The organism is Neisseria sp. (assembly GCF_030530745.1).
GTDB lineage: Bacteria > Pseudomonadota > Gammaproteobacteria > Burkholderiales > Neisseriaceae > Neisseria.
In genome coordinates, this window is record NZ_JAUMUI010000003.1 from 84,411 (window position 1) to 103,324 (window position 18,914).

16 protein-coding genes are annotated in these 18,914 nt (G+C 55.3%); 8 read left to right on the forward strand and 8 right to left on the reverse strand.

Translation table 11 applies throughout. The features are described from left to right. Positions 1–80 precede the first annotated feature (80 nt). A complete protein-coding gene (locus Q3970_RS02170; protein ID WP_303098967.1) occupies positions 81–1,595 on the reverse strand; it encodes a surface lipoprotein assembly modifier in 1,515 nt (504 codons plus the stop codon). Between the two features lie 166 nt (positions 1,596–1,761). Between Q3970_RS02170 and Q3970_RS02175 the strand changes: the two genes are divergently transcribed. From Q3970_RS02175 to hemA, 3 genes are all read left to right on the forward strand, one after another. Then, positions 1,762–2,712 (forward strand): class I SAM-dependent methyltransferase, encoded by a 951-nt coding sequence (locus tag Q3970_RS02175; protein ID WP_303098968.1) that lies wholly within the window; start codon positions 1,762–1,764, stop codon positions 2,710–2,712. A gap of 13 nt (positions 2,713–2,725) precedes the next feature. Continuing rightward, positions 2,726–2,941 (forward strand): methionine-binding protein, encoded by a 216-nt coding sequence (locus Q3970_RS02180; RefSeq protein ID WP_085366536.1) that lies wholly within the window; start codon positions 2,726–2,728, stop codon positions 2,939–2,941. A gap of 179 nt (positions 2,942–3,120) precedes the next feature. Beyond that, on the forward strand, positions 3,121–4,383 hold the full coding sequence (hemA, locus tag Q3970_RS02185) for a glutamyl-tRNA reductase (protein ID WP_303098969.1): 1,263 nt from the start codon (positions 3,121–3,123) through the stop codon (positions 4,381–4,383). Between the two features lie 112 nt (positions 4,384–4,495). On the opposite strand, the gene Q3970_RS02190 is transcribed toward hemA, so the two are convergent. Beyond that, positions 4,496–4,834 (reverse strand): P-II family nitrogen regulator, encoded by a 339-nt coding sequence (locus Q3970_RS02190; RefSeq protein WP_303098970.1) that lies wholly within the window; start codon positions 4,832–4,834, stop codon positions 4,496–4,498. A gap of 179 nt (positions 4,835–5,013) precedes the next feature. Here Q3970_RS02190 and purL point away from each other — a divergent pair, with 179 nt between their 5' ends. Together purL and aroC are read left to right on the forward strand one after the other, a co-directional pair. After that, the gene (gene purL, locus Q3970_RS02195) at positions 5,014–8,982 is read left to right on the forward strand and encodes a phosphoribosylformylglycinamidine synthase (protein ID WP_303098971.1); all 3,969 of its coding nucleotides are present in this window, start codon (positions 5,014–5,016) and stop codon (positions 8,980–8,982) included. A 173-nt stretch (positions 8,983–9,155) separates the two neighbouring features. Further along, positions 9,156–10,250, forward strand: coding sequence for a chorismate synthase (aroC, locus tag Q3970_RS02200; protein ID WP_303098972.1), 1,095 nt, complete (start codon positions 9,156–9,158; stop codon positions 10,248–10,250). Between the two features lie 118 nt (positions 10,251–10,368). Here the strand turns inward: aroC and ilvD are convergent, their stop codons facing one another. The 6 genes from ilvD to trpS all read right to left on the reverse strand — a co-directional run bounded on the left by ilvD (position 10,369) and on the right by trpS (position 16,487). Next, positions 10,369–12,231, reverse strand: coding sequence for a dihydroxy-acid dehydratase (gene ilvD, locus Q3970_RS02205; protein WP_303098973.1), 1,863 nt, complete (start codon positions 12,229–12,231; stop codon positions 10,369–10,371). Between the two features lie 206 nt (positions 12,232–12,437). Continuing rightward, a complete protein-coding gene (gene hisF, locus Q3970_RS02210) occupies positions 12,438–13,205 on the reverse strand; it encodes an imidazole glycerol phosphate synthase subunit HisF (RefSeq protein WP_303098974.1) in 768 nt (255 codons plus the stop codon). 74 nt (positions 13,206–13,279) lie between these two features. Further along, on the reverse strand, positions 13,280–13,597 hold the full coding sequence (locus Q3970_RS02215; protein WP_303098975.1) for a multidrug transporter MatE: 318 nt from the start codon (positions 13,595–13,597) through the stop codon (positions 13,280–13,282). Positions 13,598–13,688: 91 nt separating this feature from the next. Then, positions 13,689–14,432 (reverse strand): 1-(5-phosphoribosyl)-5-[(5-phosphoribosylamino)methylideneamino]imidazole-4-carboxamide isomerase, encoded by a 744-nt coding sequence (hisA, locus tag Q3970_RS02220; RefSeq protein ID WP_303098976.1) that lies wholly within the window; start codon positions 14,430–14,432, stop codon positions 13,689–13,691. A gap of 72 nt (positions 14,433–14,504) precedes the next feature. After that, positions 14,505–15,149: an imidazole glycerol phosphate synthase subunit HisH gene (gene hisH / locus Q3970_RS02225; RefSeq protein WP_303098977.1), complete on the reverse strand. Its 645-nt coding sequence runs from the start codon at positions 15,147–15,149 to the stop codon at positions 14,505–14,507. Positions 15,150–15,476: 327 nt separating this feature from the next. After that, the gene (trpS, locus tag Q3970_RS02230) at positions 15,477–16,487 is read right to left on the reverse strand and encodes a tryptophan--tRNA ligase (protein ID WP_303098978.1); all 1,011 of its coding nucleotides are present in this window, start codon (positions 16,485–16,487) and stop codon (positions 15,477–15,479) included. A 273-nt stretch (positions 16,488–16,760) separates the two neighbouring features. Between trpS and Q3970_RS02235 the strand changes: the two genes are divergently transcribed. From Q3970_RS02235 to Q3970_RS02245, 3 genes are all read left to right on the forward strand, one after another. Then, positions 16,761–17,090 carry a hypothetical protein gene (locus tag Q3970_RS02235; RefSeq protein WP_303098979.1) on the forward strand — a complete coding sequence of 110 codons (330 nt, stop codon included), beginning with the start codon at positions 16,761–16,763 and terminating at the stop codon, positions 17,088–17,090. A gap of 603 nt (positions 17,091–17,693) precedes the next feature. Further along, on the forward strand, positions 17,694–17,903 hold the full coding sequence (locus tag Q3970_RS02240) for a hypothetical protein (protein WP_303098980.1): 210 nt from the start codon (positions 17,694–17,696) through the stop codon (positions 17,901–17,903). Between the two features lie 608 nt (positions 17,904–18,511). Next, positions 18,512–18,814 (forward strand): hypothetical protein, encoded by a 303-nt coding sequence (locus Q3970_RS02245; protein ID WP_303098981.1) that lies wholly within the window; start codon positions 18,512–18,514, stop codon positions 18,812–18,814. The last annotated feature ends 100 nt before the right edge of the window (positions 18,815–18,914 follow it).

The window sequence follows — 18,914 nt, forward strand, 5'->3', positions numbered from 1 at the left end:
CGCCATAAATGGCGGGGTCTCAACCGAAAAGGAAACTTGATAAAATCCCCAACCGGACGCAGATTTCAAATGCGGTTCTGCTAAAACGTTTTACCCATTTCGATAAACATACGGTTTTTGCGGTACCCGTAATACACATCGTTGCTCGATGTGCCGTTGTGGCCGAACGTGAGGCGCGGGGTGATGCCGCCGAAGTGGACGGCGCGGTGCCACAGGCTCACCGAAGCGTTCCATTCTTTATCGCGGCGGTTTTCATTATCGCTGAACAGGCTGGGCGTGTAATAAACGCGCTTGGCCGCCCCCGCCTGCACACGGCTTGAGAAGCCGCCCTTCCATTCCTGCCCCCATGCGGCCCGCAGGCCGAAACGGTTGAAATTGTCGGAACGGTCATCGCGGTTGCGCTCTTGGTAAAAATCCTGCCCCACCAGCCAGTATTGCCGCGCATTGCGGTGGAACACCAGCGAAGCGCTGGCCAAACGGTGCTGCGTATCGGAATACGGCCGCCTCAGGTTGTTCAGGCGGCCTGTTTCCAATGCGGCCAAACTTTGCAGCCTGGGCTGCCACCAACGGTTCCAATAAAGGCGCACACCGTTGGTATAACTGTAAGCGTCGTTGCCGTAGAAGCGGCGCTCGTGAAACACGGTTGCTCCCGTATCGTTGCGCTGGCCGGCACGGCCCAAACCTGCCGACAGCCGCGCAGAGGCATCGTTGTACCGCGAATAGGAACGGTAGGCCTTACCCCACACATCCGCACCGGCCTTGGCGTAAAAGCCGTTTTTCAGCGACTGTTTTTTCTCTGCTCCCGCCTGATAGCTAAGGCCGGTTGTATCGATGGGCGGGTTGAAACGCCAGCCTATAAAACAGTCGTTGTCCGGCTCGTTGATTCTTTGGCGGTATTGATCGCATTCCGCGCCTTCAAGCTGCGTGCCCAAGCGCTGCTGCCTCGGGGCTTGGTTGATATTTTGCTCGCGGGCAAAGTTTACCCCGGCATAAAGCTGCCACGAGTCGCGTTTGCGCAAGGCTTCTCGGTAGGCTTCGATACGCTGCACCACCGCTTCGGGCAGCCGCTCGGTTTTCAGGCGGTCAAACTGGTCGGCGGCAGCTTCGTTTTGCTGGTCTTCAAACAGTGCCTGCGCAAGCTGTAGGCGGATAACGGGCGAACCGGGCTGCGCCGCAATCAGAATGCGGTAAAGTTTCACCGCCTCGGCCGCCCGCCCGTCGTTCTGCAATACCAATGCGCGGCCGAACATGGCCAGCTCTTTATCGTGTTGCGGCCATTTTTCATAAATCGGCAGCAACATCTTGATACCCGCCACGTTCATCCCGACTACGGCGGAATACATCGCCCGCGACAATAATTCCGTGTCGGCCAGCAGCACCGTTTCGTCAACCTCCAACACCCTGCTCCGGCTGCCTTCCGCATCCGGCGGGGTTTGTTCCTCCGCATGTTCGGGCGGTTCGGCGGCACGGATGTTCAATTCCAGCTCGGGTTTGGGTTGGGGCAGCGGCGGCGCGGCGGCAGGATCGGGCGGCGTATCGGCACGGGCGTGTGCAAACAACCCGGCCAGTGCCAGAAAACATAAGACGTTTTTCATTAAACTTATCGTTATTAAAGTTTGTTTACAGAATAAAAATGAATTTTAACACAAAGCGTTTTAAAAGCCAGCAAAGCCGCACACGATTTCACACGGTCCGCACGCTCGCTTTACGGTAAAATACACCCGTTCGCCGCCGCAAGGCCGTCTGAAAGCACTTGAATTTATGACCGACATCACCGCTTTTGCCAACCGTTTGGGCAAAAACATCAAACACTACCTGAAATGGGCGCGGCGCAACGGCATCGAAGCGTGGCGCATGTATGACCGTGATATTCCGCAGTTTCCGTTTGCCATCGATATTTACGGCGACCAAATCCATTTGCAGGAATACGACACCGGCTGGCTGATGCAGCCCGAAGCATATGAAGCATGGCTCTCCGGGGTATTCGAAGCCGTTGCCTTCGTAACCGGCTTTACGCCCGCACAGATCCATTTCAAACGCCGCGAACGCCAGAAAGGCTTGCAGCAATACGAAAAAACCGGCAGAGAAGGCGGCGATTTCATCATCAGCGAAAACGGGCGGCGGTTTTGGGTGAACCTCGATAAATATCTCGACACCGGCCTGTTTCTCGACCACCGCAACACCCGCAAAAAAGTGGGCGAAACCGCCGGAGGCAAACGCTTTCTCAACCTGTTTGCCTACACCGGCAGCTTCAGTGTTTACGCCGCCACCGGCGGCGCGGCCGCCAGCGAAACCGTGGATTTGTCGAACACCTATCTCGATTGGGCGAAGCGCAATTTCGAGCTTAACGGCATCAACACCGAACAGCACCGTATCGTGCGCGCCGATGTGTTCCAATACCTGCAAACCGCGCAGGCGGAAGGCAAAACATTCGATTTGATTGTGATGGATCCGCCCAGTTTTTCCAACAGCAAAAAAATGCCCGGTATCCTTGACATCCTGCGCGACCACCCCAAACTGATAGACGGCGCCATGCGGCTGCTCGCTTCAGACGGCCTGATGTATTTTTCAAACAACCTGCGCAGCTTCGAGCTGAGCGGCGGCATAACGGAACGCTACCGCGTGAAAGACATTTCCAAACAATCCGTTCCCGAAGACTTCCGCAACAAAAAAATCCACCAATGCTGGGAAATCCGCCATCAGGCCGTCTGAAAGGATATTTTTCATGAAAAAAACATTATTTATCCTGCTCGCGCTGCCCCTTGGCGGCTGCTTCTACGCCGAAACCCCGTACGGGCGCGCGGCGGCGGTGGATTTGCCGCTGCACAGCCAAACCACCGTCAACAAAAACATCACCATCAACGCCCCGCCCGGCAGCACGGTGATTTATCAGGAAGCCCAGCCGGTGATGCCCGCCTATCCGCGCTACCGCCGCTATTGAAGCCTGTGGAAGTTACGGGCAGGCCGTCTGAAAAAACCTCCCGCTTTACACCCCGCCGCAACCTTTCAGACGGCTTCTCAGCCGCCCGCAGCCATCAAATTCCGCTATCGCACCAACATTTTTTTCAATCGCAACTTCGGCTATAATATTGCGCTGCCATTCCCTTTCCCTCGATCACAATGCAACTCACCGCCGTCGGCCTCAACCACCAAACCGCCCCCCTGAGCATACGCGAAAAGCTGGCCTTTACTGCCGACGGCCTGCCCGATGCCCTGCGTGCGCTGGCCGCCGAAGCAGCCGTGAAAGAAGCAGTGATTCTTTCCACCTGCAACCGCACCGAGCTTTACTGCGTGGGTGATGCCGAACACATTGTCCGCTGGCTGGCCGGCTACCGCCGGCTCAATATCGAAGAAATCCGCCCCTACCTCTACACCCTAGGTTGCAGCGACACCATACGCCACGCCTTCCGCGTGGCCTGCGGCTTGGATTCCATGGTGCTGGGCGAGCCGCAGATTCTCGGCCAAATCAAAGACGCCGTGCGGGTGGCGCAAGATCAGCAAATGGTGGATACCTGGCTCAACGCCCTGTTTCAGAAAACCTTTGCCGTTGCCAAAGAAGTGCGCACCGGCACGGCGGTGGGCGAAAACTCGGTTTCCATGGCCGCCGCATCGGTTAAGATGGCCGAACAGATTTTCCCGTCGGTGGGCGGTTTGAACGTGCTGTTTATCGGCGCCGGCGAAATGATCGAGCTGGTGGCCACCTATTTTGCCGCAAAAACCCCGCGCCTGATCACCGTGGCCAACCGAACGCTGCCCCGCGCGCAGGAATTGTGCGAAAAACTGGGCGTAGACGCCGAACCGCGCCTGCTTGCCGAACTGCCCGAAATCCTGCACGAATACGATGTCGTAGTGTCTTCCACCGCCAGCCAGCTGCCCATCGTCGGCAAAGGCATGGTGGAACGCGCGCTCAAACAGCGCCACCATATGCCCGTGTTTATGCTTGATCTGGCCGTGCCGCGCGACATCGAAGCCGAAGTGGACGATTTGAACGATATTTACCTCTATACGGTCGACGACATCGCCAACATCGTCCAAACCGGCCGGCAGGCGCGCCAAAAAGCCGCCGCCGAAGCCGAAGCCATGGTGGAGCAGAAAGTGGCCGAATTCGTCGAATGGCAGCGCAGCCGCCAAAGCGTGCCGCTTATCCGCGCACTGCGCGACGAAGGCGAGCGCGCCCGCCGCCAAGTGCTTGAAAACGCCATGAAACAGCTCGCCAAAGGCACTGCACCCGAAGAAGTGTTGGAGCGTTTGTCGGTACAGCTCACCAACAAACTGCTGCACTCGCCCACCCGCACCTTAAACAAGGCCGGATCGCAGAATCAGAATCTGGTAGACGCCGTGGCGCAGATTTATGATTTGGAACATCCGAACAACGGTTTGTAACCGCTGTTATCTCAGGCCTGCCGCTTTGTATCGAAATCATTCACCCCGCCATAAATAAGGCCGTCTGAAAACATTAAGCTTTTCAGACGGCCCGAACTTTCAATCAATTCAATCAAACCGCCGCGTCGGATCGCTCGCCCGTGCGGATTCTCACGGCCTCTTCCACCGGCAGCACGAAAATTTTGCCGTCGCCGATTTTGCCCGAGCGCGCGGTTTCAATGATGGTTTCCACCGCACGCTCCACATCGGTATCGGCCAGCACCAGCTCCAGCTTCACTTTGGGCAGAAAATCCACGGCATATTCGGCACCACGGTAGATTTCGGTGTGGCCTTTCTGGCGGCCGAAACCTTTCACTTCGGTAACGGTCATGCCGGTGATGCCGATTTCGGTAAGGGCTTCGCGCACGTCGTCGAGTTTGAACGGCTTGATAATGGCTTCTATTTTTTTCATGGTTTGCTCGCTTGTTTTCAAATGGCTTTCAGACGGCCTGTTTTTAGCATAAAGGCTGATCTTCTTCAATCGGCCCATTCAGCTTTTCAAGAGGCCGTCTGAAACCGAAATACCCGAGCAGCCTACCCCGCTTTCGCGTACAATTACGGTTTTTCCAACCGCCATCCGAGAGCCACGTCATGTCCGTTGTTTTACCCCTGCGCGGCGCACCCGCCCTGTCTGACTTCCGCGTTGAAAAACTTTTGCAGAAAGCCCGTGCCGCCGGCCTGCCCGAAGTGGGTTTGAGCAGCGAATTCTGGTATTTTGTGAGCAGCGGATCCGCCCTAAACGATGAATCCGCAGAAAAACTGCAGGCCCTCCTGGCAGCCGAACGTATCGGATACACCCCCAAAGCTGCAAACGGCCTGCATTTGTTTTTGATCACCCCGCGCATCGGCACCATTTCGCCGTGGGCTTCCAAAGCCACCGACATCGCGCACAACTGCGGTTTGTCTGAAATCGAACGCATCGAGCGCGGTATGGCGGTTTGGCTTTCAGGCAGCCTGAACGATGCCGAAAAACAGCAGTGGGCGGCCTTGCTGCACGACCGCATGACCGAATCGGTATTGCCTGATTTTCAGACGGCCGAAAAGCTGTTTGCCCACCCCGAAGCGCAAACTTTTGAAACGGTAGACATTCTCGACGGCGGCAAAGACGCGCTGCTCAAAGCCAACCGCGAGCTGGGCCTGGCGCTCTCGCCCGACGAAACCGACTATCTGCTGGAAAATTATCGGATTCTAAACCGCAACCCCAGCGATGTGGAGCTGATGATGTTCGCACAGGCAAACAGCGAGCACTGCCGCCACAAAATCTTCAATGCCGACTTTATCCTAAACGGCGAAAAACAGCCGAAATCGCTGTTCGGCATGATCCGCGACACCCACAACGCCCACCCCGAAGGCACGGTGGTAGCCTATAAAGACAATGCTTCCGTTATCGAAGGTGCGAAAATCGGGCGGTTCTACCCCGATGCCGCCGAAAACCAAGGCTACCGTTTTCATGAAGAAGACACCCACATCATCATGAAAGTGGAAACCCACAACCACCCCACCGCCATCGCCCCGTTTGCGGGCGCGGCCACCGGTGCGGGCGGCGAAATCCGCGACGAAGGCGCCACCGGCAAAGGCGCGCGCCCGAAAGCGGGTTTGACCGGCTTTACCGTATCCAACCTCAATATCCCCGGTTTCAGGCAGCCTTGGGAGCAGGATTACGGCAAACCCGGCCACATCGCCTCGCCTCTGGACATCATGATCGAAGGCCCCGTCGGCGGTGCGGCTTTTAACAACGAATTCGGCCGCCCCAACCTGTTGGGCTATTTCCGCACCTTTGAGCAGGCGCACGAAGGCACGGTGCGCGGCTATCACAAGCCGGTTATGATTGCGGGCGGCCTGGGCAATATTCAGGCGCGACAAACCCATAAAGACCGCATTCCCGAAGGCGCGCTCTTAATCCAGCTCGGCGGCCCGGGCATGTTGATCGGGCTCGGGGGCGGCGCGGCTTCTTCGATGGACACCGGCAGCAATGCCGCCGATCTGGACTTCAATTCCGTGCAGCGCGGCAACCCCGAAATCGAGCGGCGCGCGCAGGAAGTGATCGACCGCTGCTGGCAGCTCGGCGAAGCCAACCCGATTATCGCCATTCACGACGTGGGCGCGGGCGGCCTCTCCAACGCCTTTCCCGAGCTGGTGAACGATGCCGGCCGCGGCGCGGTGTTCAAACTGCGCGACGTGCCCTTGGAAGAACACGGCTTAAGCCCGATGCAGATTTGGTGCAATGAAGCGCAGGAGCGTTATGTGCTCTCGATTCTGCCCGAACATTTGGATTTGTTCCGCCGAATCTGCGAGCGCGAACGCTGCCCGTTTGCCGTGGTCGGCACCGCCACCGACGATGGGCATTTGCAGGTGCACGACGATCTCTACGGCAACAATCCGGTCGATCTGCCGCTCAACGTATTGCTCGGCAAACCGCCCAAAACCACCCGCAGCGACCACACCGTAAGGCCGCCTGAAAAAGCATTCGACGCATCCGGCATCAATTTGAAAGAAGCCGCCTACCGCGTATTGAGCCTGCCTGCCGTGGCCGCCAAAAACTTTTTGATCACCATCGGCGACCGCAGTGTCGGCGGCATGACCCACCGCGACCAGATGATCGGCCGTTACCAAACCCCCGTGGCCGATGCCGCCGTTACCCTGATGGGCTTCAACACCCACAAAGGCGAAGCGATGGCGATGGGCGAAAAACCCGCGCTCGCCCTGTTCGACGCGCCCGCCTCGGGGCGGATGGCCATCGGCGAAGCCATCACCAACCTCGCCGCCGTGAACATCGGCGACATGGGCAACATCAAACTCTCCGCCAACTGGATGGCCGCCTGCGGCACCGCCGGCGAAGACGAAAAACTCTACCGCACCGTCGAAGCCGTTTCCCAAACCTGTCAGGAACTGGGCATCAGCATTCCGGTGGGCAAAGATTCGCTTTCCATGAAAACCGTGTGGCAGGAAAACGGCGGACAAAAAGCCGTGGTTTCGCCGCTCAGCCTGATTATCACCGGCTTCGCACCGGTGCAGGACGTACGCAAAACCGTTACCCCCGAATTGAAAAACGTGCCCGACAGCGTGCTGCTGGCGGTTGATTTGGGCTTCGGCCGCGCCCGCATGGGCGGATCGGCGTTGAGCCAGGTGTATAACGATTTAAGCGGCGAAGCGCCGGATATCGAAGCAGGCCGTCTGAAAGCGTTTTACGAAGTGATTCAGCAGCTGGTGGCCGAAGACAAACTGTTGGCCTATCACGACCGCAGCGACGGCGGCCTGTTTGCCACACTGGCGGAAATGGCGTTTGCAGCGCGTTGCGGCATTGAGGCCGATGTTTCCCAATTGGCGGCCATGCACCATTCAGACGGCCTGAACGGCGCACTCTTGCGCGTACTGTTTAACGAAGAACTGGGCGCAGTGCTGCAAATCCGCGAACAGGATTATCCCGCCGTGCGCAACCTGTTTGCCGATAAAGGCATTCCCCTGCCCGCCCCGATCGGTAAAACCGCACCGCACGGACGCTTTACCGTATCCGTGAACGAAACCGCGTTTGAAAACCTCAAACAAGACCGTTTCGGCGGCGCACGGGACGACGTAATCCTCACCGTTTTGGACGAACCCCTCGCCGACCTCCAACGCGCCTGGCAGAAAACCTCCTACCACATTCAAAAACTGCGCGACAACCCCGAATGCGCCGACAGCGAATTCGCCCTGCTCGCCGACAACCGGCGCAGCGCGCTGTTTGCCGACCTGAAATTCGACCTGAAAGAAGACATCGCCGCGCCGTTTATCAACACAGGCGTCCAACCCAAAATCGCCGTGTTGCGCGAACAGGGCGTAAACGGGCAGGTGGAAATGGCCGCCGCCTTCACCCGCGCCGGATTCGATGCCTATGACGTGCATATGTCCGACCTGATGGCCGGCCGCTTTAACCTCACCGGCTTCCAAATGTTGGCCGCCTGCGGCGGTTTCAGCTACGGCGACGTGCTGGGCGCGGGCGAAGGCTGGGCAAAATCGATTCTGTTCCACCCCGACCTTCGCGATCAGTTCGCCGCCTTTTTCGCCAACCCGAACACCCTCACGCTGGGTGTGTGCAACGGCTGCCAAATGGTCAGCAACCTCGCCGAAATCATTCCCGGCACACAAGGCTGGCCGAAATTCAGGCGCAATGCGAGCGAACAGTTCGAAGCGCGTTTGAGCATGGTGCAAGTGCCCCAATCGCCCTCGCTGATTCTGGCCGAAATGCAAGGTTCGAGCCTGCCCGTGATTGTCAGCCACGGTGAAGGCCGCGCCGACTTTACCCATTTGGGCAGCCGCAATGTTTCAGACGGCCTCAACACCGCCCTGCAATATATCGACGGCTTGGGTGCGGTTACCGAAACCTACCCGCTCAACCCCAACGGTTCGCCGCAGGGCATCGCAGGCGTTACCAACGCCGACGGGCGCATCACCATCATGATGCCCCACCCCGAGCGCTTATACCGCACCGCACAGATGAGCTGGCACCCCGACGAATGGAAAAGCAGCGAGCTTTCCGGCTGGTACCGCCTCTTCGCCGGCGCGCGCAAGGCTTTGGGCTGACCTGCCGTTTTTGACAACAACGGCCGTCTGAAACTTTCAGACGGCCTCACAGCGTTAAATATAAATTTTCCGCTTTAATGTTTCAACACATCAGCTATACCCCAAAACCGTTCAAACGGCCTTTATGCTAAACTGGCCGCCCGTTCCCCAATCTTTTCCAGAAGCAAAACACCATGGCAGGCAACACTTTCGGACAACTCTTTACCGTAACCACCTTCGGCGAAAGCCACGGCCCCGCCTTAGGCTGCATCATCGACGGCTGCCCACCGGGTCTGGCCTTAAGCGAAGCCGACATCCAGGCAGACCTCGACCGCCGCAAACCCGGCACCAGCCGCCACGTTACCCAGCGGCGCGAGGCCGACGAAGTGGAAATCCTATCCGGCGTGTTCGAAGGCAAAACCACCGGCACCCCCATCGCACTGTTAATCCGCAACACCGACCAGCGCAGCAAAGACTACGGCAACATCGCCCGCCAATTCCGCCCCGGCCATGCCGACTACACCTACTGGCACAAATACGGCACGCGCGACTACCGCGGCGGCGGCCGCTCTTCCGCCCGCGAAACCGCCGCCCGCGTGGCTGCCGGTGCGGTAGCGAAAAAATGGCTAAACGAAACATTCGGCACACAAATCATCTGCTGGGTAACCCAAGTGGGCGAAGTGGAAATCGCATTTGAGGGCGAAGAATGGATTGGGCAAAACCCGTTTTTCGCCGCCAATCAAAGTCAAACCGCCGAACTCGAAGCCTATATGGACAGCGTGCGCAAATCACTGGATTCCGTGGGCGCGAAACTGCACATCGAAGCGCGCAACGTGCCCGTGGGCTTGGGCGAACCCGTGTTCGACCGCCTCGATGCCGACATCGCCCGTGCCCTGATGAGCATCAACGCCGTGAAAGGCGTGGAAATTGGCGACGGCTTCGACGTGGTGGCGCAACGCGGCAGCTATCACGGCGACGAACTCACGCCCGAAGGCTTCGCCTCCAACCACGCAGGCGGCATTTTAGGCGGCATTTCCACCGGCCAGGCCATCACCGCCAATTTCGCCATCAAACCCACCAGCTCCATCGCCACCCCGCGCCGCAGCATCGACATCGACGGCAACAGCGTCGAAATCGCCACCCACGGCCGCCACGATCCCTGCGTGGGCCTGCGCGCCGCCCCCATTGCCGAAGCCATGCTCGCACTGGTGCTGATCGACCACGCGCTGCGACAGCGCGCACAAAACGCCGATGTTTGCGTGAACACGCCCGATATCGCACGTTTCTGAATACAAAGCTTTTCCGGTTATCATAACATCTGCTTCAAAGTTAAATGTTTTCCCGTCCGAATCAAAAAACGGGCGTACCCTCTGAAGGTACGCCCGTTTTTCAATTATATTTTTGCGGTTATCCGCGCTCCACCTGGCTCACATCGCGCACGGCGCCGGTGTCGGCGGAAGTGGTCATCGCGGCATAGGCGCGCAGGGCGGCAGAAATGCGGCGGTCGCGGTTTTCGGGTTGCCATGCTTTTGCGCCCCGCGCTTCCATTTCGGCGCGGCGGCCGGCCAACTCTTCGTCGGATACGGCTAGGCGGATGCTGCGGTTGGGGATATCGATTTCGACGGTATCGCCCTCGCGCACCAAGCCGATGGCGCCGCCTTCTGCCGCTTCGGGGGAAACGTGGCCGATGCTCAAACCGGAAGTGCCGCCTGAAAAACGGCCGTCGGTGAGCAAGGCGCAGGCTTTGCCCAAGCCTTTCGATTTCAGGTAGCTTGTGGGATAGAGCATTTCCTGCATGCCCGGGCCGCCTTTGGGGCCTTCGTAGCGGATAATGACAATGTCGCCGGCGACGATTTGGTTGTCCAAAATGCCTGCCACAGCAGCGTCTTGGCTTTCAAACACGCGGGCGCGACCGGTGAATTTCAAAATGCTGTCGTCCACGCCGGCGGTTTTTACCACGCAGCCGCGTTCGGCGATGTTGCCGAACAGCACCGCCAAGCCGCCGTCTTGTGAGTAGGCGTGTTCTTTACTGCGGATGCAGCCGTTTTCGCGGTCTAAATCCAAGCTCGGCCACTGGCGGTTTTGCGAAAAGGCTTGCGTAGTGCGCACGCCGCCGGGCGCGGCTTTGTAACGCGTGTGCGCCGCTTCGTTGGCGGGATTCATCACGTCCCATTGTGCCAGCGCGTGTTTCAGCGTGGGCGCGTGTACGGTGGAGACATCGGTTTGCAGGCAGCCGGCGCGGTCGAGTTCGGCCAAAATGCCCATCACGCCACCGGCGCGGTGCACGTCTTCCATGTGGTATTTCTGGGTGGCGGGGGCGACTTTGCACAGGCACGGCACTTGGCGGCTGATGCGGTCGATATCGGCCATTTTGAAATCCACTTCGGCTTCATTGGCGGCAGCCAGCAAGTGCAGCACGGTGTTGGTAGAACCGCCCATTGCCACATCAAGGCTCATGGCGTTTTCAAAGGCGGCTTTAGTGGCGATGCTGCGCGGCAGCACGCTCACGTCGTCTTGTTCGTAATAGCGTTTGGTGATTTCCACAATCAGACGGCCTGCTTCCAGAAACAGCCCTTTGCGCCCTGCATGGGTGGCCAAGAGCGAGCCGTTGCCCGGCAGCGACAGCCCCAGTGCTTCTGTGAGGCAGTTCATTGAGTTGGCGGTAAACATGCCCGAGCACGAGCCGCAGGTGGGGCAGGCAGAGCGTTCCACCGCCGCCACTTCTTCGTCGGAAACCTGATCGTTGGCGGCATCCACCATGGCGTCCACCAAATCGAGCTTGCGTTCATCAACGATATTGGCCACGCCGATCACTTTGCCCGCCTCCATCGGGCCGCCGGAAACAAACACGGTGGGGATGTTCAGGCGCATCGCCGCCATCAGCATGCCCGGGGTGATTTTGTCGCAGTTGGAAATACACACCAGCGCATCGGCGCAGTGGGCATTCACCATATATTCCACCGAATCGGCAATCAAATCTCGGCTGGGCAGGCTGTAGAGCATACCGCCGTGGCCCATGGCAATGCCGTCGTCCACCGCGATGGTGTTGAATTCTTTAGCCAAGCCGCCCGCTTTCTCAATTTCGCGGGCAACCATTTGGCCCAAGTCGTGCAGGTGCACATGGCCGGGCACGAATTGTGTGAACGAGTTGGCGATGGCGATAATCGGCTTGCCGAAATCTTCGTCGGCCACGCCGGTGGCGCGCCACAATGCGCGGGCGCCGGCCATATTGCGGCCGTGGGTGGAGGTTTTGGAGCGGTAGGCTGGCATGGTTGTTATCCTTTTTCTGAATCGGTTGCAGGCCGTCTGAAAGATTGCAGCGGTTTGAATATCGGTTTTGCGGTTGCAAATATGTTGCAGAAACCGTTTTCAGACGGCCTTAAATAAATACGTTTGACGATGTTTTTTTTAAGGAGTGTAGTCAGGATTTTAACCAAAAATGCCGCCGCAACGCGGTCGACTACACGCCCTAAGGCTTACAAGCGCACTTCGATACCGGCTGCGCGCATAGCCAGTTTGGCTTCGTGTATGCCCACTTCGCCGAAGTGGAAAATGCTGGCCGCCAGCACCGCATCGGCTTTGCCTTCTTTCACGCCGTCGATCAGGTGCTGCACGTTGCCCACGCCGCCGGAAGCAATCACGGGAATATCCACCGCCTCGGAAACGGCGCGGGTGAGCGGCAGGTTGAAGCCGGCTTTGGTGCCGTCCCTGTCCATGCTGGTGAGCAGGATTTCGCCCGCGCCGCGTGCCTGCATGTTTTTCGCCCATTCCACCGCATCAATGCCGGTGGGTTTGCGGCCGCCGTGGGTAAACACCTCCCAGCGGGTGTTTTCGGGGTTGACGGCTTTGGCGTCTATCGCCACCACAATCGCCTGCGAACCGAAAAAACCGGCCGCTTCGTTAACCAAATCGGGGTTGGTAACGGCGGAGGTGTTGATGCTGGCTTTGTCGGCGCCGGCGTTGAGCAGGCAGCGCACGTCGGCCACGCTGCGCACGCCGCCGCCGACGGTCAGCGGGATAAACACCTGCGAGGCCACATCTTCGATAACGTGCAGAATGGTGTCGCGGTTGTCGCTGCTGGCAGTGATGTCGAGAAAGGTCAATTCGTCGGCACCTTCGTCGTTGTAGCGTTTGGCCACATCGACGGGGTTGCCCGCATCGCGCAGGCCGACGAAATTCACGCCTTTGACCACGCGGCCGTTATCGACATCCAAACAGGGGATGATGCGTTTTGCTAATGCCATGTTGTGTTTCCCGAAACAGGCCGTCTGAAAAAACGGCACGGGTGTTTTCAGACGGCCCTGGTTGGTGCGGTTTCTCAAACCGCCAAACCCGCCACCCAGCCGGGCAGCCGTTCGAAAAGCTGGTAATAGCCGACTGCGCCTATGGCGGCCATCACCATGGTGCTCATAAAACTGCCGGCAGCGCGATTGACGACGGCAAACACCAATGCCGCGTAAGCCCACAAAATGCCCATCACCGCGCACCACTGCGCATCGATTTGCGGCAGCGCGAAATCCATGCCCATGCTGATTAATATACTGATAATGGTGAAGGCCAGCCCTTCGCTGACGGCATGGATATCTCGGTCGGACGACCACAGCGTCCAAAAGCCCAAAACAAATGCCTGAAACATGGTTCTACCCCTTTTAATAAAATAACAATCTGTTTTTGAAATATTTTAAATTTCCTGCAAAATTGCGGCAGCCGTTTCGGACGGCCTTTGTTTATTGCCCCGCAAGCGAATCGGCCAGTTTTTGCGCTTCGGCAAAATCAATGCTGCCTTCGTAAACCGCCCGGCCGGTGATAGCGCCGGCCACGCCGCTTTTTTCTACGGCGCACAGGGCGCGGATATCGTTCAAATCGGTCAGCCCGCCCGAGGCAATCACGGGAATGCGCACGGCTTCGGCCAGTTTGACGGTGGCCTCGATGTTTACGCCGCTCATCATGCCGTCGCGGCCGATGTCGGTGTAGATGATACTGTTGACGCCGTCATCTTCAAAGCGTTTGCTCAAATCAATCACATGGTGTTCGGTAACGGTTGCCCAGCCGTCGATGGCAACCATGCCCTCTTTGGCATCCAAACCCACGATGATGTGCCCCGCGAATTCTTTGCAGGCTTCGCGCACGAATCCGGGATTTTTCACGGCGGCGGTGCCGATAATCACATCGGTCAGCCCCAAATCAAGGTATTTTTCGATGGTGTGCAAATCACGGATACCGCCGCCCAGCTGAACGGGAATCTCTTTGGCCACTTCGCTCAAAATGCCGCCGATGGCTTCGAGGTTTTTCGGTTTGCCGGCGAAGGCGCCGTCCAAATCCACCAAATGAAGGCGGCGCGCGCCTTGTTTGAACCAGTGCAGCGCGGTTTCGGCCGGGTTGTCGGAAAACACGGTGGCCTGGTCCATCAGGCCCTGCTTCAGGCGCACGCAGCGGCCTTCTTTCAAATCGATTGCGGGAATCAGCAGCATTTTATTTCCTGGTATTTTTCATGCTTTCAGACGGCCCCGATGCCGTCTGAAAAGGCTGTATTTTACACAATTTTAACCGTTCCAGCGGAGAAAATTACGCAGCAGCAGCAGGCCGCCGTCATGGCTTTTTTCGGTGTGGAACTGGGTGGCAAACACGTTGTCTTTGCCCACGATGCAGGCAAATTCGTTCGGATATTCGCTGGTGCCGAACACGATGTTGTTGTCGGCGGGGGCGAAATAGTAGCTGTGCACAAAATAGAAACGAGTGTTTTGGGGCACATCTTGAAACAGCGGATGCGCCTGCGTTTGATGCACGGTGTTCCAGCCCATATGCGGCACTTTGAGTTTGTTGCCCTCCGCATCAAGGCGGTTGGCGGCAAAACGTTTCACGTCGCCCGCAAACCAACCCAAACCGGCGGTATCGCCCTCTTCGCTGTGGTCGAACAGCAGTTGTGCGCCCACGCAGATACCGAAAAAAGGCTTGTTTTTCAGGCCGTCTGAAACCGCCTCGCCCAAGCCGCTGCGTTGCAGCGCGGCCATGCAGTCGGGCATGGCGCCCTGCCCCGGAAACACCACTTTATCGGCGGCAAACACTTCTTCGGGGCGGTCGGTGAGCACGATTTGCGCGTCCACATCCGCCAGCTTTTGCGCAGCCTGCACCGATTTGAGCACCGAATGCAGATTACCCATGCCGTAATCGACGATGGCGACTTTCATGCTTAATCCTTTTTGGCGGTTAAAACAATTTGCAAACGGCAGATGATAACAGAAACAAACAAAAGCGGGAAAAGGCCGTCTGAACGTATAAACAGCCCGCTGCAGAGCACTTCAAAGTCTCACGCAGCACCCGGGTGTCGTGGAATATAGTGGCTTTAAATTTAAAGAGGGCAAGGCGGCAAAACCGCAGGCTGTACAAGTAGCACGAAACCGGTTCTGTTGCCGTTTCAGCGGCCTACAAAATCATTCTCTTTGAGTTAAGGCGCTGCAATGCCGTAGCGGAGTGAGTTAATCCGCTATAGCCCACCGGTGTGCGGACACCCGCGTTTATTTCAGAGCGCGTATCCCCACTGCATCGCGCACTTGGTCGAGCAGCACGCGGGCTTCTTTTCGGGCTTTGGCCGCACCTGCCTGCAAAACCTCTTCGATTTGCGCGGGGTTGGCGGTGAGCGCGGCATAGCGTTCGCGCGGTTCGGCCAATTCGGCGTTGATTTTCGCCGCCAGCAGTTTTTTTGCTTCGCCCCAAGCCAGCCCTTCGGCCAGCATTTGTGTAAAATCAGCGGTTTCCTGCGGCGTGGCGAAGGCTTTGTATATCTCGAACAGCGGGCTTTCGCCAGGCTGCTTCGGCTCGCCCGGCTCTTTGAGGTTGGTGATGATTTTGTTCACCGATTTTTGGGTTTTCTTGTCGTTTTCCCACAGCGGAATGGTGTTGCCGTAGCTTTTGCTCATTTTACGGCCGTCCAAACCCGCCAACAGCTCGACGTTTTCGTCGATTTTCACTTCCGGCAGGGTAAATACTTCTTTAAAGCGGTGGTTGAAGCGGCCGGCGATGTCGCGCGCCATCTCGACATGCTGGATCTGGTCGCGCCCCACCGGCACTTCGTTTGCCTGAAACATCAGAATATCGGCGCTCATCAGAATCGGGTAACTGTATAAGCCCATCTCGATTTGGTGGTCTTGGTCTTCCTGCCCTTTGTCCAGATTTTCCTGCACCGCGGCTTTATAGGCATGGGCGCGGTTCATCAGCCCTTTGGCGGTGATGCAGGTGAGTATCCAGTTTAATTCCATGATTTCGGGAATATCGCTCTGGCGGTAAAACGTGGTGCGCTCGGGGTCAAGTCCGCAGGCCAGCCAAGTGGCGGCAACGGCTTGGGTGGACACGTGAATCACCGCCGGATCATGGCACTTGATAATGCCGTGGTAGTCGGCAAGAAACAGATAGGATTCGGTGCCGGGATTCTGCGCGGCACGCACGGCGGGGCGGATGGCGCCGACATAATTGCCCAAATGGGGGATGCCGGTGGTGGTTACCCCGGTTAAAACGCGTTTTCTGGTCATGACAGCTTTCTTTATCTCTTTGCAAACGGGCTTAAAACGGCGGCAGAGGCCGCCTGAAAATCTCTCATTATACAGGCAAATACCGGGATATTTTATTGCCGCCGTGCGGCGGGCGGATATTTCCATGTATTAACCCAAAAACATATTTCTCAAAAAACCCATTCTGATTGCACAAAAATTAACAAAAAAAAAAAAAAAACTAAAACAAAATTATAAAAACTATATCAATAAAAACGAATCCCACCTATAGAATTCACGCCGACGGCGGAATTCTTGAATTATCAAACTATCATTAGGAGTTTTATTATGAGAACTTTAAATGCAAATGAATTGAACTATGTGTCTGGTGGCTTGGTACTTAATGCTGTTGGTGGTATTGCAGGAGGAATAGGAGGACACTTTGGGTACCTAGGCGGTGCGATTGCAAGTGGCACATATAACAGAAATGCACATTTGGCAGCAATTGGTGCTGGAGCAATAGGTGGAGCAGTTAACCCGATAAGAGGCGTTGGCAGTGCCATTGCAACTTTCGGAAGTAGTACTGCGCTGACAGGTGCAACAACCTATATTGGTAATACTGGAACAAGTACCCGTATCAGATAAATACGGTGTTTTCAGTATGTATTAGGCATGTTATGGAAAATCATAACATGCCTCCAATTCCATCAAAAACAAATATTTTAATATGATTATCATGGCTTTTTTAGCAACTTGCTTTATGCTTTGTTTCGGGTTTGCCAATTATTGCGTCAAAAATAAATTTTATAGGATTGTTTTTTTAATTTTAGGATGGGTGTTGTTCGGTTTACATTCTTATTTTTTACAAAAAACCATAGATGATTACAACTTCAAGCAAATATCTATTTATTTTTTATACTTGTTTGCCCAGTTGGTTGCTTTTATTTTTCTGTTTCGTAAGTTTGACAAATAACCTGCTTCGTTGTGTACAATGAAATCCAAAATGTATCCGGCGGCTGGGTTGTCGCACATGCTGCAGGAGCTGTATTGGGAGGTTATGCCAGTGGATACGGCTATTTGGCCGGCGGCGGTAAAGATCCTGATGGATTTCGCAATGCCGTTATTGCAGGGGCAGCGGGAGGAGCACTCAGTCCTGTGAGAGGCATTGCATCCGGTGCTACTGCAATTGCCAGCGGAATAGTCAGTGGGGCTGTAAATACACACCTGTCAAAAAATTAGGATACAAGTATGTGGGATATGCTATATGAACCTTTATTTATCGGCCTAAGCATATTACAGATGATTCTATTTGGAGCAATAGTACTTGGCCTTTATATTTTTTATATTTTTGTCATGAAGCGTATCCATCATAATTTACTGCTTACATTTTTAGCACAAACTGGAGCAGCCATTATCGTCGGCTATCTAGTTTCTAAAATTTTTAATATTCATCATTAACTGAATATCTAAAAATAACACTGCCTGTAAATTTTACAGGCAGTGTTCTTATAACTAAAATGCTGCTTTAATGCCGTTTGAAACTTAATTTATGCCGATTGGCCTCCAATGGGAGGAAGAATGCTTTATTATGCAGCAATATTGGCTACAGCTTTTATGCTTTGCTTCGGATTTGCCAACCATATAATCAAAAACAGGTTTTATAGAATAACCTGTTTGATTTCCGGTTGGATTATTTTCACTTTTCATCAGTATGTCATAATAAATAACATAGAACATGTTCCGGGCCGTTATTTTTTATACTTATTCACACAGGCCGTTATCCTTGTTTTTCTGTTCCGAAGATTTTCAAAATAATCATCTTTTTAAAACCGGTACAGGCCGCCTGAAAACCCCTGCATTATACAGGCAAATACCGGGATATTTTATTGCCGCCGTACGTCGGGCGGATATTTCCATGTATTAGCTCAAAAACATATTTCTCAAATAATCCATTCCGATCGCACAAAAATTAACAAAAAAAAAAAAAAAAAACTAAAACAAAATTATAAAAACTATATCAATAAAAACGAATCCCACCTATAGAATTCACGCCGACGGCGGAGTTCTTGATTTATCAAACTATCATTAGGAGTTTTATTATGAGAACTTTAAATGCAAATGAAATCCAACATGTATCCGGCGGCTGGGTTGCCAATGCGTTAGGTGCGGCAGCAGGAGCATACGGAGCCGGATACGGCTATCTTGCCGGAGGCGGCAAAGATCCCAATAGATTTTTAGGAGCCGTAGCACTGGGGGGGCTTACTGGCGCAGCAAGTCCTGTGAACGGTATTCGTTCTGCCGCAAAGACAGCAGCTGTCTCATTCGGAGGTAGTGCCGCCACCACTGCAATTGGAAGTCCTTATTTTTAAATAAATGAAAAAAGATTTTCTATTCTTTTTTGTTATTCTATTATCATTTATTACCATAATAATAGGGTTAAAATACTTGTTTCCTGATAGAGATATGTTT

What these genes read in the sequence shown, in the direction of transcription:
- Q3970_RS02170 (WP_303098967.1), bottom strand. Translation starts at nt 1,595, where the DNA reads ATGAAAAACGTCTTATGTTTTCTGGCACTGGCCGGGTTGTTTGCACAC.
- Q3970_RS02175 (WP_303098968.1), top strand. Translation starts at nt 1,762, where the DNA reads ATGACCGACATCACCGCTTTTGCCAACCGTTTGGGCAAAAACATCAAA.
- Q3970_RS02180 (WP_085366536.1), top strand. Translation starts at nt 2,726, where the DNA reads ATGAAAAAAACATTATTTATCCTGCTCGCGCTGCCCCTTGGCGGCTGC.
- hemA (WP_303098969.1), top strand. Translation starts at nt 3,121, where the DNA reads ATGCAACTCACCGCCGTCGGCCTCAACCACCAAACCGCCCCCCTGAGC.
- Q3970_RS02190 (WP_303098970.1), bottom strand. Translation starts at nt 4,834, where the DNA reads ATGAAAAAAATAGAAGCCATTATCAAGCCGTTCAAACTCGACGACGTG.
- purL (WP_303098971.1), top strand. Translation starts at nt 5,014, where the DNA reads ATGTCCGTTGTTTTACCCCTGCGCGGCGCACCCGCCCTGTCTGACTTC.
- aroC (WP_303098972.1), top strand. Translation starts at nt 9,156, where the DNA reads ATGGCAGGCAACACTTTCGGACAACTCTTTACCGTAACCACCTTCGGC.
- ilvD (WP_303098973.1), bottom strand. Translation starts at nt 12,231, where the DNA reads ATGCCAGCCTACCGCTCCAAAACCTCCACCCACGGCCGCAATATGGCC.
- hisF (WP_303098974.1), bottom strand. Translation starts at nt 13,205, where the DNA reads ATGGCATTAGCAAAACGCATCATCCCCTGTTTGGATGTCGATAACGGC.
- Q3970_RS02215 (WP_303098975.1), bottom strand. Translation starts at nt 13,597, where the DNA reads ATGTTTCAGGCATTTGTTTTGGGCTTTTGGACGCTGTGGTCGTCCGAC.
- hisA (WP_303098976.1), bottom strand. Translation starts at nt 14,432, where the DNA reads ATGCTGCTGATTCCCGCAATCGATTTGAAAGAAGGCCGCTGCGTGCGC.
- hisH (WP_303098977.1), bottom strand. Translation starts at nt 15,149, where the DNA reads ATGAAAGTCGCCATCGTCGATTACGGCATGGGTAATCTGCATTCGGTG.
- trpS (WP_303098978.1), bottom strand. Translation starts at nt 16,487, where the DNA reads ATGACCAGAAAACGCGTTTTAACCGGGGTAACCACCACCGGCATCCCC.
- Q3970_RS02240 (WP_303098980.1), top strand. Translation starts at nt 17,694, where the DNA reads ATGTGGGATATGCTATATGAACCTTTATTTATCGGCCTAAGCATATTA.